We start from the raw sequence: 15,061 nt of genomic DNA, 5'->3' as shown, positions 1-15,061 counted from the left end.
AGTTCATACGCGCGGATTCACCAGGCAGAACGTGGTTTTCGGGTCCGAGACGGTCAGATAGGTCGCGGGCGGAGGGCAGAGGGTGCGATCGGCGCGGCCGTCGAAGCGGGCGACCACGCGCACGGTGGCCTGCGGTGCGGCGCAGTCGGCGGCACTGAAACCCATGAGCGAGTCCCGGTGATAGCAGCTGTTCTGCTTCAGGTTCGGTGTCAGGCAGAGGTAGGCGACGGTCTCGCCGGCCGAGGTCTCCTCATAGCTGGAGTAGTCGGGGCCGCAGTCGCGCTTGTGGTCGGAGGTGGACACGACCGTGTAGACGGTCCGCGGGGCGGAACAGTCGATCGGGGCGGCGCTGGCGCCCTCGCCGACCTCGAGGCAATCGCCCGTCTTCGCGCGCGCGGTGGCGGACAGGTCGGTGACCGAGCAGCCGGTGACCGCCGCGACGGCCACCGCCAGCAGCACCGGGACGAACCGGGCGCTCAGAACTGCCGCAGGCTCCACATCGCCCACAGCGAATGGTTGAGAACGGTCGGCAGGAGGTTGTTGAGCAGCTGAAGTCCGAGATAGTTCACTATCAATGCCTTTCACAATTCTGGACGAGCGCCCAGGCGTACATCGTGATCTCTGTCGATATCGTGGGGGAGATCGTTACGCTCTGCAACATGAGGCTCGAGGACGTCCTCCGGGAGCTCTACGGGACCGATCCCGGCGAATTCGTACGAGCGCGCGCGGCCCAGGTCAAGGCCGCGCGGGCGTCCGGAGACAAGGATCTGGCGACCGCGATCGGCGCGCTGCGCCGCCCCACCGTCGCGGCCTGGGCGGTGAACCTGCTGGCCCGCGAGGCGGCGCAGGAGGTCGGCGGCCTGTTGAATCTCGGTGCGGCCCTGCGGGATGCCCAACGCAGCCTGTCCGGCGATCGGTTGCGCGCCCTCACCGCGCAGCGGCAGCAGGTGGTGAATGCGTTGTCCCACAAGGCCGGCGAGCTCGCCGCCGCCCACGGCCGCCCGCTCGGCGAGCCGGTGCTGCGCGAGATCGGCCGGACCCTGACCGCCGCAGTGGCGGATTCCGCTGTCGCGGACCAGGTTCGAGGCGGCACCCTGACCGCCGCCGCCACCTACGAGGGCTTCGGCCCCGAGGGCCCGGCGCTGGCCGCGGCCCCGGAACCCACTGCGCCCGAGCCACCCGCCGACCCCGGCGCCGCGGCCCGGCGGGAACTCGACGAGGCCGTGCACGCCCTCGAATCCGCGCGCGCGGCAACCGATTCCGCCCGTAACGACCTCGCGGCGCACACCGCCGAACTGGCCGAGCTGGACTCCCGCATCACCGCCCTGCGCGCCGACCTCGAGCGCACCGAGGACCGCCGCCGCTTCGCCGCGGCGGCCGAACGCTCCGCTCAGGAGGCCCTGCACAAGGCCGAGCGCCAGCTCGATCGGATCGAGCGCTGGGCGGAGAAGGCCCGCTCCCGGCTGCCGGACGACGAATGACGGTCAGGCGCGCAGGGATCCGGGGAACAGATACTCCGGCGCGGGCACGGTGGCGCGATCGAGCCAGGCCTCGAAGAAACCGCTCAGATCCATCCCGGCGCGTGACTGCACGAACTGGCGGAACTCCGGCATCGAGGCATTGCCGTAGGCATGCGACTGCACGAAATCCCTTGTCGCGGAGAAGAACACCGCATCACCGACCAGTCGGCGCAGGGCATGCAGGAATAGCGGTCCGCGATAGTAGACCGAGGTGAATTCCCGCCCCGCGCCCGGATTCTGCAGTGGGATCTCCCAGAACTTCGGATCGTCGAGACGTTCGGCGATCGTCTTGCGATACCGGGCGTCGACGTCGGCGCCCTCCTTGCTCTCCGGCCAGAGATAGTCGGCGGTGTAGCTGGCGAAGCATTCGTTCAGGCAGACGTCCGACCACTGCCGGACCGATACCGAATCGCCCCACCACTGATGGGTGTTCTCGTGTACGACCGTGTCCAGATCGGTCCAGGGCGCGTAGATCGGGCGCGTCTGGGTCTCCAGCGAGAAGTTCAGATCGGTATCGACGTAGATTCCGCCCGCACTCTCGAACGGATAAGGGCCGTACAGGGATTCGATGAAGTCCAGCACCTCGGGCAGGCGCTGCTCCAGCTCCCGGGCCCGGGCCGCGCCGGGGGCGAAGGCGCTGATCATCGGCGTGCCGTTGGCGCGGGTCTGATCCAGGAAGTCGAAATGGTCGATGGCCACGGTCGTCAGATAGCCGAGCGTCGGATGCTGCGACACCCATTCGACCGTGCGATTCGGGCCGTCGACGTCGTCGCGCACCCGCACCCCGTTCGAAATCACCTGCCACTCCTGCGGAACCGTCACGCGCAGATCGAAAGTGGCCTTGTCCGAAGGGGTGTCGTTGAGCGGATACCAGGTGCTGGCCGAATGCGGCTCGCCCGCGGCGAAGGCGCCGCCGCTCGGCGAGAACGTCCAGCCACCCTCCTCGTTCTGCGTGGCCGGTCCGGCGTAGTCGACGGTCACGGTGAACGGCAGTCCCGGCAGCACGGGCAGCGACGGGGTCACGCTCACCTTGTGCTCACCGTGGCGGACGAATCCGGCGGGCATACCGTTCACCGTCACGCGCCGCACCTGGGGCCCGGAGAAATCCAGATCGAACATGCGCAGCGCCTGCGTGGCCACCGCGTCCAGCCGGGCGTTTCCGGTGAGTTGGCGGCTCGGCGGATCGTAGGAGATCGCGACGGCGTAATGATCAACGTGATAGCCGCCATTGCCGTCGTCCGGGTAGTACGCCTCGCCGAGCCCGGAGGCCCCCACGAACGGATCGGCGGGCGGCTGCGCCTGGACCGATGTCGCGAAGACACTCGTGACCAAGACCAGCGCGGCCGACCACCGCATTCCGGTGCGCGTTCTCATTTGCCGATGCTAAACCCGGCCAAATCACCCGGCGCGTGCGCCCCGCCGGTCAACTCTGGGCACCCGACACCGCCGCGGCGACCACGCGGACCAGCGTACGCATCGGCGCAACCGGATTTCAGCCCCGCAATTCCTCCGGCAGCTGCTGCGGATCCAGCAGCAGATACTTCGAATCCCGCCCCTGCACCTTCGAGGCCAGGGTGAGATTGTCGGCCAGCAACTTCCACTCCACGTCGCTGATGGCCGCGCGGGCCCGATCGATCACCGCGAGATCGCGCGTCCCCCACGCGATCGGCATCGCGCTGACCACCTGCCGCAGATCCGCGACCGAACGCGGCACCCGGTCGGCGCGTACCGTCACCGCGGGCACCTGCTCCCCCAGCCCGGTGCGATGTCCGGGCAGCGCGCGCACCACGCGGGTGATCAGGGCATAGCGCGGATCCGCCTCGGGCTTGGCCAGATTCACCAGAGCCAGCAGCGTCACACCCTTGGGTTGTTTACCCGACACCACCGCCGGGACCAGGTCGCCCTCGGCGTAGAGCTTCTCGATGCGCGAGCGATAGGGCGTCCAGACCGCCACGAACAGGGCGATGATCGTGCCCAGGGCGAAGGCGATCGCGAGCAGGAACGAGTAGGGATGGTTCAGCGAGATCAGCCCGGCCGTACCCAGGCCGAGCACGATGGCAGCGGCGAGGGCGAGCACGCGCATCCGGCGAATATCGGCGACGACTTCGTTCACCGCCCGGGCATGCTCGCGGTCCACCGCGAATTCGAAGCGTCGCACGTCTCATTCCTAACACGTCTTCGGAGGTAATCCCTCCAGCTATCCGATCGTCGGGCCCAGCAGGTCGTCCGCATCGGTGATGCGATAGGCATACCCCTGTTCTGCCAGGAAACGCTGGCGATGGGCCGCGTATTCGGCGTCGAGCGTGTCGCGGGCGACCACGGAATAGAAATGCGCTTGGCCGCCATCGTGTTTGGGCCGCAGCAGCCGGCCCAGCCGCTGTGCCTCCTCCTGCCGCGAGCCGAAGGTGCCCGAAACCTGCACCGCGACAGACGCTTCCGGAAGATCGATGGAGAAGTTGGCGACCTTGCTGACCACCAGTACCGGAATCTCGCCGCGGCGGAACGCGTCGAACAGCGCCTCGCGCTCCTTGGTGCGGGTCGAACCCTGGATGATCGGGGCGTTCAGATGCTCGCCCAGCTCGTCCAGCTGATCCAGATAGGCGCCGATCACCAGGCATTGGGAATTCTTGTGCCGTTCCAGGATCGACTCCACCACCGGCAGTTTGGTGCGCGCGGTCGAGCAGAGTTTGTAGCGCTCCTCGGGCTCGGCGGTGGCGTAGCTCATGCGTTCGGCGTCGGTGAGGGTGACCCGCACCTCCACACAATCGGCCGGGGCGATCCAGCCCTGCGCCTCGATATCCTTCCACGGCGCGTCGTAGCGCTTGGGACCGATGAGGGAGAACACATCGCCCTCGCGGCCGTCCTCGCGGACCAGGGTCGCGGTCAGGCCCAGGCGGCGGCGCGACTGCAGATCGGCCGTCATCCGGAACACCGGCGCGGGCAGCAGATGCACCTCGTCGTAGATGACCAGGCCCCAGTCGCGGCTGTCGAACAGCTCGAGATGTTTGTATTCGCCCTTGGTCTTGCGCGTGATGACCTGATAGGTCGCGATGGTGACCGGGCGGACCTCTTTGCGCTCGCCGGAGTATTCGCCGATCTCGTCCTCGGTCAGCGAGGTGCGCGCCAGCAGCTCGCGCCGCCACTGCCGCCCGGCGACGGTGTTGGTGACCAGGATCAGCGTGGTGGCCTTGGCCTTGGCCATGGCCGCCGCCCCGACCATCGTCTTCCCCGCGCCACACGGCAGCACGACCACACCGGAACCGCCCGCCCAGAACGAGTCGGCGGCCATCTCCTGATAGTCGCGCAGATGCCATTCGTGGGTGTCGAAGTCCAGCTCGATCGCATGCGCCTCGCCGTCGACGTATCCGGCCAGGTCCTCGGCGGGCCAGCCGATCTTGAGCAGCATCTGCTTGATCCGCCCGCGCTCGGACGGATGTACCGCCACCGTATCGTCGTCGATGCGCGAGCCGAGCATGGGCGCGATCTTCTTGTGCCGCAGCACCTCCTCCAGCACCGCGCGATCCAGACTGACCAGCACCAGCCCATGCGCCGGGGACTTGACCAGCTGCAACCGCCCGTACCGGGCCATGGTGTCGACGATGTCCACCAGCAACGGCTGCGGCACCGCATACCGCGAGAAGTTCACCAACGCGTCGACCACCTGCTCGGCATCGTGCCCCGCCGCCCGCGCATTCCACAGCGCCAGCGGCGTCACCCGATACGTATGCACATGCTCCGGCGCCCGCTCCAACTCGGCGAACGGCGCAATGGCCTGCCGGGCCGCATCGGCCCGCTCGTGGTCCACCTCGAGCAGCAGGGTCTTGTCACTCTGGACGATCAGGGGCCCGGACTGCTGGTCACCTTGGGACATTGGCCCAGGATATCGGCGGGGGCCGACAGGTTGCGCTATGGGATCGAGCACTCGTCGACAGATCAGGGTGACGGCGGTGGAGCGGATTCCAGTGTGGCGAGATATGCCGAGGCGGGGCCCGTTTCAGGTGCGCCGATGCGGCGGTAGATCTCGACGGCTTCCCGTAGTTGTGTCACCGCGGTGTCGGTGTCGCCCAGGCCCGCTCGGCAGCGGGCGGCGCCCTCGAGCGCGGCGGCCTGTTGGAATTGGCTGTGAATGCGACGCGCCAACCCGAGCGCGTCGGCGAATACCCCCAACGCATCCCGCAGCTCACCACTCTTGATCAACACGTATCCGATACCGTTGAGCGCGTCGGCTTCCCCGAGCCGGTTACCAATCTCCCGGAAGAGGGCCAATGCCTGCCGGTGCAGGTCGGCAGCCTCGGCATAGTCCTCGGTCCGGTACCGAACGATGCCGAGGTTGTTGAGGGTGTTGGCTTCGCCGAGGCGGTAACCGATCTCCCGGAAAATAGCCAGAGCTTGCCGGTGCAGATCGGTGGCTTCCGCATAATCCCCGGTACCCGTGCGCACCAGGCCGAGATTGCCGAGAATGTTGGCTTCGCCGAGGCGATTACCGATCTCCCGGAAGATAGCCAGCGCCCGCTGGTTCAGGTCGGTGGCCTCGGCGTAGACCCCGGCTTCCTTGCGCACGGTGCCGAGATCCAGAAGACTGTTGGCTTCGCCGAGGCGGTTACCGATCTCTCGGTAGAGATTCAGTGCCCGCTGGCTCAGGTCGGCGGCCTCCGCATATTCCCCGGTACCCATGCATACGAGGCCCAGATTGCCGAGAACGTTGGCTTCGCCGAGGCGATTACCGATCTCCCGGAAGATAGCCAGCGCCCGCCGGTGCAGATCGGTGGCCTCGGCATAGTCCCCGGTCCGAAACCGGGCGCGGCCGAGGAACATGAGGGTGTTGGCTTGGCCGCGGCGGTTGCCGATCTCCCGGTGGAGGTCCAGTGCCCGCTGGTGCAGAGTGGTGGCCTCCGGATAGTCCCCGGTTGCCTCGCGCACGACGCCGAGATTGTTGAGGACATTGGCTTCGCCGAGACGGCTACCGACCTCTCGGTAGCGGGCCAGTGCCTGCTGGTGCAGGTCGGTGGCTTCGGCATAGTCCCCGGTCCGCTCGCCTATGCTGCCGAGATCGGCGAGGGCGGTGGCTTCGCCGAGGTGGTCGTCGAGACTCCCGGCGGTGACCGCGGCGCGACGGTGAAGGTGCCGGGCCTGCAGCCAGGGTCCATCGCGATCCAGCAGCCCGGCCAGCGCCCCGGTCAAGTCGACCACCCGGCGGGGTCGGTCGGCGGCAGCATGTTCAACGCAGGCCAGCAGATTGATCCGCTCAACCCGCATCCATGCCAGCGCTCGCACCTCGTCATCGAAATCTCGCACTGCGACACCTGCAGACGAAGCGGGTGGTGGGGTAGGTCGAGCGTGGCGGGAGAGATGCCGGTCCGCGGCGGCGGCGCTGTTTTGGTAGTAGTCCAGCAACCGGTCCAGGGCTCGATCGTTCTCCTCGGGCGGATCGGACGCGGCGAGGGTGTGAGCGTAGTCGCGCAGCAGATCGTGCAACCGGTAGCGGCCCGGCGCGGGTTCCTCGATGAGGTGATCGGTGTAGAGCGCCTCGAGTTCGCGGCGCGTGACCGCGGCGGGTAGGTCGGCCAGGGCGGCGACAGCGACAGTGTCGGTATCGGGACCAGGGTGCAGACCCAGATACCGGAACAGCCGTGCCCGCTCGGGGGACAGATCGCGGTAGGACATGGTGAACGCCGCATAGACCGCGCGGTCGCCGGAGTCGAGTTCGGTGAGCCGGTCGGTGGCTGTGGTGAACTGGTCGGCCAGGGTCTGGATGGTCCAGCTGGGGTGGTGTGCCAGGCGCCCGGCCAGCAGCACGATCGCCAAGGGCAGATACCCGCACAACCGGACGATCTCGGCGACCGCGGTGGCGTCGCTACCACTCGGGTCGCGGTGCGCCAGACGATAGAACAGTTCGATGGCATGGTCGGGGTCGAGGGTGTCCAGGGTCAGCGGGAGTGCGCCGTCGAGGGCGACCAACCGGCGCCGACTGGTGATCAAGGTCAGGCATCCGGGTCCGGTCGGAAGTAGCGGTTCGATCTGGGCGTGGTCGCGGGCATCGTCGAGGACCAGCAGTGCCCGCCGATCCGACAGCCGGTCTCGCCACAGGTCACGACGAGCCTCGAGCGAGTCGGGTATGTGACCGGGAGCGATGCCGAGGTCGGTGAGTAGCGTGGCGAGCACATCGAAAGGGTCGGCGGGAGCCTGACCCGGTGTGTAGCCGTGTAATTCGACGAAGAAACGGCCGCCGGGGAAACGCTCGGACAGCAGATGCGCGGCACGGGTGACCAGCGCGGTCTTGCCGACACCGGGCATGCCATCGACGGTGTGGATGGAGACCACCCGGCCCGGTCCGGCGGCCTCGAGAATCCGCTCCAACTCACGCTCACGCCCGACGAATGTGTCGATGTCACGGCGCAGCGCGGTCGTCACCATCGGCCGCGACGACACCGGTTCAGCGGTCGCCTCTTTCCATAAACGCCGCCACGCCGACCGATTCGACAGGACGGACGGAACCGGCCCGGGCGCCGCCGCTGCCAAACGAATCAACGTCACCAGCACTGGTTCGAACGCTTCGTAGCGGGAGGGCACATTGCGGCCGGTGCGCCAATCGCTGATGCGCTGCGCCGAGGAACCACCACCGCGACTGGATGCCCGTGTCGCTCGCATCCGCGTCTCGGTGGCGTCCGCGACCCGCTGCAAGGTCGGATTACCGGCCGCCGTCCAGAGTTCCGCCAGCCGAGCCACGAAAAGCGCTCGCGGCGAATCGTTCTCGAGACCAACGCCCATACCGACCAAACTAAGCCATCACGACCCGAAGGGTTACCCGGCGACCTCGCCGCGCTTTCGGCCGGATCAGATGTCCGCGGGCCAGCCCGGGGCCGGGTCGTCCGGATCCCCCGCCAACCGTGCGGCGATCCACGAATCCCGCCGCACCCCGCGCTGTAGGCCGCCCAGCCGCATCAGGCCCTCGTAGCGGAAGCCCGCACGTCGCGCGACCGCGGCGGAGGCGTGGTTGCCCACGTAGGCGCGCCATTCGATGCGAGCCAGGGCGAGGCGGGTGAAGCCGAAGTCGCAGGACAGGCGGACTGCGCGGGTCATCAGGCCGGTGCCGCGGGCGCGGGACGTGAGCCAGTAACCGATTTCGGCGGCGGAGGGGTCGCCGAGCTCGCGGCGCATCAGGGCGATCATGCCGACCGGTTTCGCCGCGGCGGATTCGCGGATCGCCCAGGTCGGCAGGCCGTCGGCCCAGCCGGGGGCGACGATGTCGGTGAGGAACCGCTCCGCGTGCTCGCGGTGGTAGGGCACCGGGACGGTGGTCCACTCCCCGACCGAGGGCTCCCGGCAGCAGTCGGCGATCGTGTCGACGTCATCGGTGGTCGGCCGGGACAACCAGACCGTGCCATCGGTCAGCGCGTAGTCGTCCATGGCGTCATGCTGCCACGGGACGAGCTGGCGACCCAGCGAATTTCGGCCGTCCGTAGACTCATCGCAATGGTTGCCGCTCTCCTCGCCGATCTCTTCGAATCCCACCGGGCACACCTGATCTCGGTGGCCTATCGGCTGACCGGCAGCGTGACCGACGCCGAGGATGCGGTACAGGAGAGCTGGCTACGGTTGATCACCGCGCGGCAGCACGAGATCGAGGATATGCGCGCCTGGCTGACCACGGTGGTGAGCCGAATCTGCCTGGACCACTTGCATAGTGCCGCCACCCGCCGGGAAAGCTATGTGGGCCACTGGCTGCCGGAATTCGTCGTGACCGCGATGACGCCGTCGAGCACGCCCGATCCGCTCGAAAACGTGGTCCGCAGAACGGAATTCCGTCTCGCCGCCCTGATCGTTCTCGACGCTCTGCCCCCGCCGCAGCGGGTGGCCTTCGTCCTGCACGACGGCCTCGCGATGCCGTTCGACGAGATCGCCGACGTCCTGGGCGTCACCGCCGAGGATGCCCGGCAGCTGGCCGTCCAGGCGCGAAAGACGGTCGCGCACACCCCGGAACCGGCGTCGGACGCCGAACATGCGGCCGCGGTGCAGCGGCTGCTCGCGGCGATGGCCGCCGGCGATCCCGAGGCCGTCAGGGCCGCACTGCGTCCGGACGCGACCTACGTCTCCGATTCCGGTGGCATCGCGGGCACCGCGTTCGCACTCGTCGCGGGAGCGGACACCATCGCGCGATTCGCGGTGGGACTGCTACGCAAGTACCGGCTCGACATCTCCGAACACGGCAACGTCGAATACGAATTCGTCAGCGTCAACGGCCAACTCGGGCTGCTGCTGCACGAGCGTGCGCCGGGCGACGGGGTGCCGGGCTCACCGCCGCGGGTGCTGGCCTTCTCCGTCCGGGACGGATTGATCTGCGCTGCTTATGATCTCGTCAATCCCGCCAAACTGCGGCGGGGTCTGCGGGTGCCGCATGACGGGCTGCTGTACTAGGACCTATCCGCCGACCTTCCCCGACATGTCGTACTCCTGATACAGCTGCGCGGCATTGTCCTTGGTCACCTGCGTGGTGGGCAGGATCTGCTTCTTGTCCACCGGCTGCTGGTGCAGCAGTTTCTCCAGCGTGTCCACGGCCTGTTCGGCGCAGGTCGGATAGACGAAGGTGGTCAGCAGCTGTCCGTTCTGCACGGCGCGGATGCCGCCGGTCGGAATGGCCAGGCCGTCGATCCCGATGATCCGGATCGCCCCGGCCTTACCCGCACCCTGGATCGCCAACTGCGCGCCCAGGGCCATATCGTCGTTCTGGGCGTAGACGAGATCGATCTTGTCGCCCTTGGCCAGCCACTGCTGCATGATCGTGGTGGCATCGGCCCGGAGCCACTTGGCCTCCTGCTGATCGACGATCGAGATATTGTGTCCGGCAATGGCATCGCGGAAACCCTTGTCGCGGTCCACCTGTGGCTGATCGGACAGGATGCCCCGCAGTTCGACGACATTGCCGCCGCTCGGAAGCGCCTGCACCGCAGCCTGTCCCGCCAGTTTGCCGATGGCGTAGTTGTCACCGCCGATGAAGGCCGAATAGCAGTCGGTATTGATGGTGCGGTCCAGCACGACCACCGGAATATGCGCGGCGCACGCCTGCTGCACCGCCGCGGTCAGCGGAGCGGGTTCGTTGGGCGACACGATCAGCGCATCCACCTTCTGCTGCACGAAGTTCTGCACCTGGCTCACCTGGGTCGCGCTGTCCTGATGCGCGTCGGTGATGGGCAGCAGCTTCAGATCGGGATGCTGTTTCACGTAGTACTGCAGCTGCAGATTCAGCTGTGCGCGATAGGGTTCGGCGTTGTTGGACTGCGAATAACCGATGACGAACTGTTTACCGTTCCCCCCGGTGCTCGGCGCGTTGGCCGCGCAGGCCGAGGCGAGCGCGGCGGCCGCGCAGACGACGAATACGGTGCAGCGTTGATACAGCCTCATGCTCGACTCCTGAACGAGATTCGACGGAAGAAATCGGGTCGCTGCAGAACCACGGCGACCACGACGATGAGGCCCTTGATGATCAGCTGGGCATTGGTGCTGATCGCGTTGAGCCCCAACACGTTGTCCAGCAGCGTGAGGATCAGCGCGCCGACGAACGTGCCCGTGATGGTGCCTTTACCGCCCGCCAGGCTCGCGCCGCCGATCACCGCGGCCGCGATGGCGTCCAGCTCGTAACCGGTCCCGGCCAGCGGATCGGCCGAGGCGCTGTAGGCGGCATCGATCGGCCCGGCGAATCCGGCCAGCAGGCCCGACAGCGTGAACACCGCGACCACGACCAACGTCACATTGACACCGGAAAGCCGTGCGGCCGTGGGATTTCCGCCGACGGCGTAGATATGGCGACCGAATCGGGTCTTGGTCAGGATGAGCTGGAACACGATGCAGACCACGACGAAGGCCAGCACCGGATAGGCGATTCCGGCCCGCCCGAACAGCGGCAGCCAGATGCCCTGGAACAACGTATGCCCGGGCGTGCCCAGCAGCGCGAATTCCGCGGCGCGCGGGGTGGGATGGCCGTTCTGATCCACCACCGCGGTGCCGACCGCGACATTGCCCGAGAACTGCCGGTCCAGTCCACGCACGATCGACAGCATGGCCAGCGTCATGACGAACGACTGCACCCGCAACACGGTCGTGCCGAGTCCGTTGCACAGCCCGAAGAACGCGCCGACCAGTGCGGAGACGGGCACGATCAGCCATGGGCTCAGATCGTGATCCACCAGCAGCAGCGCCGCGGTCAGCGAGCCGATGCCCAGGATGGATCCCACCGACAGGTCGATGCCCGCGGTCAGGATCACCAGCGTGACCCCGACGGCCAGGATGCCACGCGAGGAGAACGCCGCGATGGCATTGGTGAGGTTGGTCTGATTCCAGAAGTACTGGCCCTTGGTGACGATCCCGACCGCGATCACCAGCAGCAGGCCGATATAGCCCTGCACCGCACCGAGATACGGGCCCAGCCGGGCCAGCCGGGTCCGCAGACCGATTGCGGGAGAGACGGTCTCGGTCATGATTCGCCCCTGGCCATCGCCGCGGTAAGTATGCGTTCCTGATCGAAGGGTTCCCCGCGCGCGGGATCGCGATGGAATTCACCGGTGATCCGACCCTCGCAGAGCACGAGGATGCGATCGCACATACCGATCAGCTCGGGCAGCTCCGAGGACACCGCCACGATCGCCGCGCCGCCGCGCGCCAACTGGTCCATCAGGGCGTGCACCTCGGCCTTGGCGCCGACATCGATGCCCCGGGTCGGCTCGTCCATCAGCAGCACCGATGGGCGGGTGAGCAGGCATTTCGCCAGGACGACCTTCTGCTGATTACCGCCGGACAGGGTCGCGACCACGCTCGACAGCGAGGCCGTCTTGACCCGCAACTCGGTCAGCTGCCGGGCCACCTCGATCCGCTCCCGGCGGGTGTCGACCGTGCGCCAGGGCCGCAGGAATCGGTCCAGCGCGGCCAGGGAGGCGTTGAACCGCACGGTATTTCCGAGCACCAGACTCTGCGCCTTGCGATCCTCGGCGACCAGTGCGAGGCCGCGCACGATGGCGTGGCGCGGATCGCGGGGCCGGTAGGGACGTCCGTTCAGCTCGATCCGCCCGCCCGCCGCGGCCGTGGCCCCGTACAGCGTCTCGAGGACCTCGCTGCGGCCCGCACCCATCAGTCCGGCCAGGCCCACGATCTCACCGGCCGCCACCTCGAACGAAATCCCCTGCAGAGCAACAGTTTCGGTGCCCGGAGCGGGCCTGGTAGCCAATTCCTCGACCCGCAGCAACGTCCCCTCGCCCGAATGCTGTTCGGCCCGACGGGGATACAGCTCACCCAGCGGGCGGCCGACCATCAGCCCGATCAGCTCGGCCCGATCGGTCGCGGCCATGGCGCGATGGCCCACGTGCACGCCGTCACGCAGTACCGTCACCGCATCCGCGATCTGCGCCAGCTCCTCGATGCGATGGGAGATGTAGACGACGCCGACCTCGCGCGCGGTCAGCCCGCGGATGACCGTGAACAGCCGCCGCACCTCGGATTCGGTGAGCGCGGAAGTGGGTTCGTCCATCACCAGCACGGCGAGCCGATGGTTGAGGGCCTTGGCGACCTCGATGAGCTGCTGTTCGGCCAGCCGGCACTGCGATACCGGCCGCCGCGGCGGCAGTCGCAACCCCACTCGCTCGAGCAGTCCACGGCTGCGCGCGGCCATCGCGGCGCGGTCCAGAGTCCCACGCGCGGTGCGCAATTCCTGTCCGAGGAACAGATTGTCGGCGATGGACAGCTGCGGCACCAGATTCAATTCCTGATGGATCATGGCGACGCCGTGCCGCGCCGCCTCTCGCGGTGAGCGCAATTGCACCGGGCTGCCGTCGATTTCGATATGCCCCGCATCGGGAGTGAACACCCCGGCGAGCACATTCATCAACGTCGATTTCCCCGCACCGTTCTCACCGAGCAGGGCGAGCACCTCACCGCGGCGCAGCGTCAGATCCACCCCGCGCAGCGCCTGCACGCCCGGAAATCCCTTGGTGATCCCGCGCATCGTGAGCAGCACCGGGCGCTCGTCGAGGTCGGTCATGCTCGTCCTCAGGCAGCGTCGCCGAATCCGTCGTAGTCGATGTCCAGTAGCTCGCAGATCGCGCGCAACTCGGGCACATACTCTCCCGGTATGGCATGAATATGGTTGGCGCCGAAGCGATTCAGGAATTCGGTGGCATCCACGTGCAGCCGCGCGAAGGCGTGCGGCCACTCGAAGGTGGACATCCGCATCATCGCCTCGTTGGTCGCCGCGTCGTAGTTCTCGAATTCGCCGCGCATCGCCTGCAGACGATAGCGGCCGTCTAGGCGGGTGAGCCTGGCCAGCGTGAACTCACCCGGCGCCGCGAGGTGATGCACCGAGGCACCGCCCGCGGGGAAGAAGAACACCTCCGGATAGAAGTGGGTGCGCGCCAGATTCTCCAGCGGATCGTCCGAGCGCGCGGCGAACCAGGTGGCGTGCTGACCGGAGTTGCACAGATCCCACACATCCCGATCGGCGTGATAATGCCGCACATCGGCGAACAGGACCGGGGTCCCGGACAGACCCTTGAGCAGCTGCATCGTCAGCGCCGCATCCATATCCGATTCGGTGGCGGTGATATGCGTCGGTTTCGGGCCCTCCCAGTCGTAGGGGTCGTTGAGGAAGGCCTCGGCGATATCCATCGTGGCGAAGTGGGTGGTCAGTTCGGGCTGGCCCTTGATGCCCGAGAAGTCCAGATGCCATTCGTCGATGAGCTCGCGCATGGCGTAGTACGAGCGGATCTGGCGTTCGAGCAGTTCGGGGGTCAGCGCCTTGCCGTCGTAGTGGACACCGGCGGCGTTCTTCTCCAACCACATTCGCGCCTGGCCCACCCGCCCGGCATCGACGAGATCGCTGCGCCGCACGATCTCCCACTGATCGATCTCCTCGACATCGATGCCGAAGGTGCGCATCCACTGATCGGTGTCGGCCACGGCGGTGTACATACCCATGGGCCGTCCGCCGATGCGGCCGAAGGTGGACCCGCGCAGCCCCTGCGCGGCCGCGGCCGCCCGCACCCACACCAGGACCCGCTCCCGCGTCACCGGGTCATCGATATCTCCCCATGCCCGGGCGTGGCGGCGGCCGATCTGATCCAGCGCACCACCCGCCGCGAGCATGCCGACCATGCCCGGCTGCACCGGATCGAGCCCGCCGAACAGCAGCAGCGGGCCCGGGGTCGCCTCCGCCGCGAGCATGGTGAAGTGCGGGAACGCCCAGACGGCGTAGTGGAAGATAGTCAGATCCACGCGCTGATCGGCCAGTCGGCGGGCCGCGGCGGTGGCAAGTTCGTTGGTCCAGACGATATCGCCGACGATCACCTCGTGACCGGCCGCGCGCAGCGCGCCCGCCACCGACGCCGCACTGGCGCCGATGAATTCGGTGATATCGCGATGGACGAAATCGCGTCCATCTGACATGGACAGCAGCCCGATCCGAGCCATCTGCAGCCCTCCTCGCCACCCGTCGAGAAATCGTTTTCTCCCGAGCACAGGTTCGCACAGCGCGGCCGGTCACAGCGGTGTTTTGGGCGAAA

12 protein-coding genes are annotated in these 15,061 nt (G+C 67.6%); 2 read left to right on the top strand and 10 right to left on the bottom strand.

The window, feature by feature from the left end:
* Positions 1-3 precede the first annotated feature (3 nt).
* Positions 4-507: a hypothetical protein gene (locus tag ACIA76_RS24245; RefSeq protein ID WP_397154324.1), complete on the bottom strand. Its 504-nt coding sequence runs from the start codon at positions 505-507 to the stop codon at positions 4-6.
* A gap of 152 nt (positions 508-659) precedes the next feature.
* On the opposite strand from ACIA76_RS24245, the gene ACIA76_RS24240 reads away from it, so the two are divergent.
* On the top strand, positions 660-1,481 hold the full coding sequence (locus ACIA76_RS24240; RefSeq protein WP_397154322.1) for a hypothetical protein: 822 nt from the start codon (positions 660-662) through the stop codon (positions 1,479-1,481).
* A 3-nt stretch (positions 1,482-1,484) separates the two neighbouring features.
* Here the strand turns inward: ACIA76_RS24240 and ACIA76_RS24235 are convergent, their stop codons facing one another.
* The 5 genes from ACIA76_RS24235 to ACIA76_RS24215 form a co-directional block, all read right to left on the bottom strand.
* Positions 1,485-2,894, bottom strand: a complete 1,410-nt coding sequence (locus ACIA76_RS24235; protein WP_397154321.1) for a M1 family metallopeptidase — start codon at positions 2,892-2,894, stop codon at positions 1,485-1,487.
* A gap of 118 nt (positions 2,895-3,012) precedes the next feature.
* Positions 3,013-3,678, bottom strand: a complete 666-nt coding sequence (locus tag ACIA76_RS24230; protein ID WP_397154319.1) for a DUF3239 domain-containing protein — start codon at positions 3,676-3,678, stop codon at positions 3,013-3,015.
* 39 nt (positions 3,679-3,717) lie between these two features.
* Positions 3,718-5,391: a DNA repair helicase XPB gene (locus ACIA76_RS24225; RefSeq protein WP_397154317.1), complete on the bottom strand. Its 1,674-nt coding sequence runs from the start codon at positions 5,389-5,391 to the stop codon at positions 3,718-3,720.
* Positions 5,392-5,453: 62 nt separating this feature from the next.
* Positions 5,454-8,288, bottom strand: a complete 2,835-nt coding sequence (locus ACIA76_RS24220; protein WP_397154315.1) for a tetratricopeptide repeat protein — start codon at positions 8,286-8,288, stop codon at positions 5,454-5,456.
* Positions 8,289-8,354: 66 nt separating this feature from the next.
* Positions 8,355-8,927 (bottom strand): GNAT family N-acetyltransferase, encoded by a 573-nt coding sequence (locus ACIA76_RS24215; RefSeq protein ID WP_397154313.1) that lies wholly within the window; start codon positions 8,925-8,927, stop codon positions 8,355-8,357.
* A gap of 66 nt (positions 8,928-8,993) precedes the next feature.
* Between ACIA76_RS24215 and sigJ the strand changes: the two genes are divergently transcribed.
* Entirely contained in the window at positions 8,994-9,935 is a 942-nt protein-coding gene (sigJ, locus tag ACIA76_RS24210) for an RNA polymerase sigma factor SigJ (protein ID WP_397154311.1), read from the top strand.
* A gap of 3 nt (positions 9,936-9,938) precedes the next feature.
* Here the strand turns inward: sigJ and ACIA76_RS24205 are convergent, their stop codons facing one another.
* The 4 genes from ACIA76_RS24205 to ACIA76_RS24190 are packed head-to-tail and all read right to left on the bottom strand — an operon-like array spanning position 9,939 to position 14,969.
* Complete coding sequence (locus ACIA76_RS24205) at positions 9,939-10,919, bottom strand: substrate-binding domain-containing protein (protein ID WP_397154309.1); 981 nt, start codon at positions 10,917-10,919, stop codon at positions 9,939-9,941.
* Positions 10,916-11,992, bottom strand: coding sequence for an ABC transporter permease (locus ACIA76_RS24200; protein ID WP_397154307.1), 1,077 nt, complete (start codon positions 11,990-11,992; stop codon positions 10,916-10,918). Before ACIA76_RS24200 ends, ACIA76_RS24205 begins: the two co-directional genes overlap by 4 nt.
* Positions 11,989-13,545, bottom strand: coding sequence for a sugar ABC transporter ATP-binding protein (locus ACIA76_RS24195; RefSeq protein ID WP_397154305.1), 1,557 nt, complete (start codon positions 13,543-13,545; stop codon positions 11,989-11,991). Before ACIA76_RS24195 ends, ACIA76_RS24200 begins: the two co-directional genes overlap by 4 nt.
* An 8-nt stretch (positions 13,546-13,553) precedes the next feature.
* Positions 13,554-14,969 carry an L-fucose/L-arabinose isomerase family protein gene (locus ACIA76_RS24190; RefSeq protein ID WP_397154303.1) on the bottom strand — a complete coding sequence of 472 codons (1,416 nt, stop codon included), beginning with the start codon at positions 14,967-14,969 and terminating at the stop codon, positions 13,554-13,556.
* Between the last annotated feature and the right edge of the window lie 92 nt (positions 14,970-15,061).

This window comes from Nocardia sp. NPDC051570 (assembly GCF_044454005.1).
Classification (GTDB): Bacteria; Actinomycetota; Actinomycetes; order Mycobacteriales; family Mycobacteriaceae; genus Nocardia.
Note: the sequence above shows the minus strand (reverse complement) of the source record. Positions and strands in the feature narration are given on the sequence as shown.

What these genes read in the sequence shown, in the direction of transcription:
- ACIA76_RS24240 (WP_397154322.1), top strand. Translation starts at nt 660, where the DNA reads ATGAGGCTCGAGGACGTCCTCCGGGAGCTCTACGGGACCGATCCCGGC.
- ACIA76_RS24235 (WP_397154321.1), bottom strand. Translation starts at nt 2,894, where the DNA reads ATGAGAACGCGCACCGGAATGCGGTGGTCGGCCGCGCTGGTCTTGGTC.
- ACIA76_RS24225 (WP_397154317.1), bottom strand. Translation starts at nt 5,391, where the DNA reads ATGTCCCAAGGTGACCAGCAGTCCGGGCCCCTGATCGTCCAGAGTGAC.
- ACIA76_RS24220 (WP_397154315.1), bottom strand. Translation starts at nt 8,288, where the DNA reads ATGGGCGTTGGTCTCGAGAACGATTCGCCGCGAGCGCTTTTCGTGGCT.
- ACIA76_RS24215 (WP_397154313.1), bottom strand. Translation starts at nt 8,927, where the DNA reads ATGGACGACTACGCGCTGACCGATGGCACGGTCTGGTTGTCCCGGCCG.
- sigJ (WP_397154311.1), top strand. Translation starts at nt 8,994, where the DNA reads ATGGTTGCCGCTCTCCTCGCCGATCTCTTCGAATCCCACCGGGCACAC.
- ACIA76_RS24205 (WP_397154309.1), bottom strand. Translation starts at nt 10,919, where the DNA reads ATGAGGCTGTATCAACGCTGCACCGTATTCGTCGTCTGCGCGGCCGCC.
- ACIA76_RS24200 (WP_397154307.1), bottom strand. Translation starts at nt 11,992, where the DNA reads ATGACCGAGACCGTCTCTCCCGCAATCGGTCTGCGGACCCGGCTGGCC.
- ACIA76_RS24195 (WP_397154305.1), bottom strand. Translation starts at nt 13,545, where the DNA reads ATGACCGACCTCGACGAGCGCCCGGTGCTGCTCACGATGCGCGGGATC.
- ACIA76_RS24190 (WP_397154303.1), bottom strand. Translation starts at nt 14,969, where the DNA reads ATGGCTCGGATCGGGCTGCTGTCCATGTCAGATGGACGCGATTTCGTC.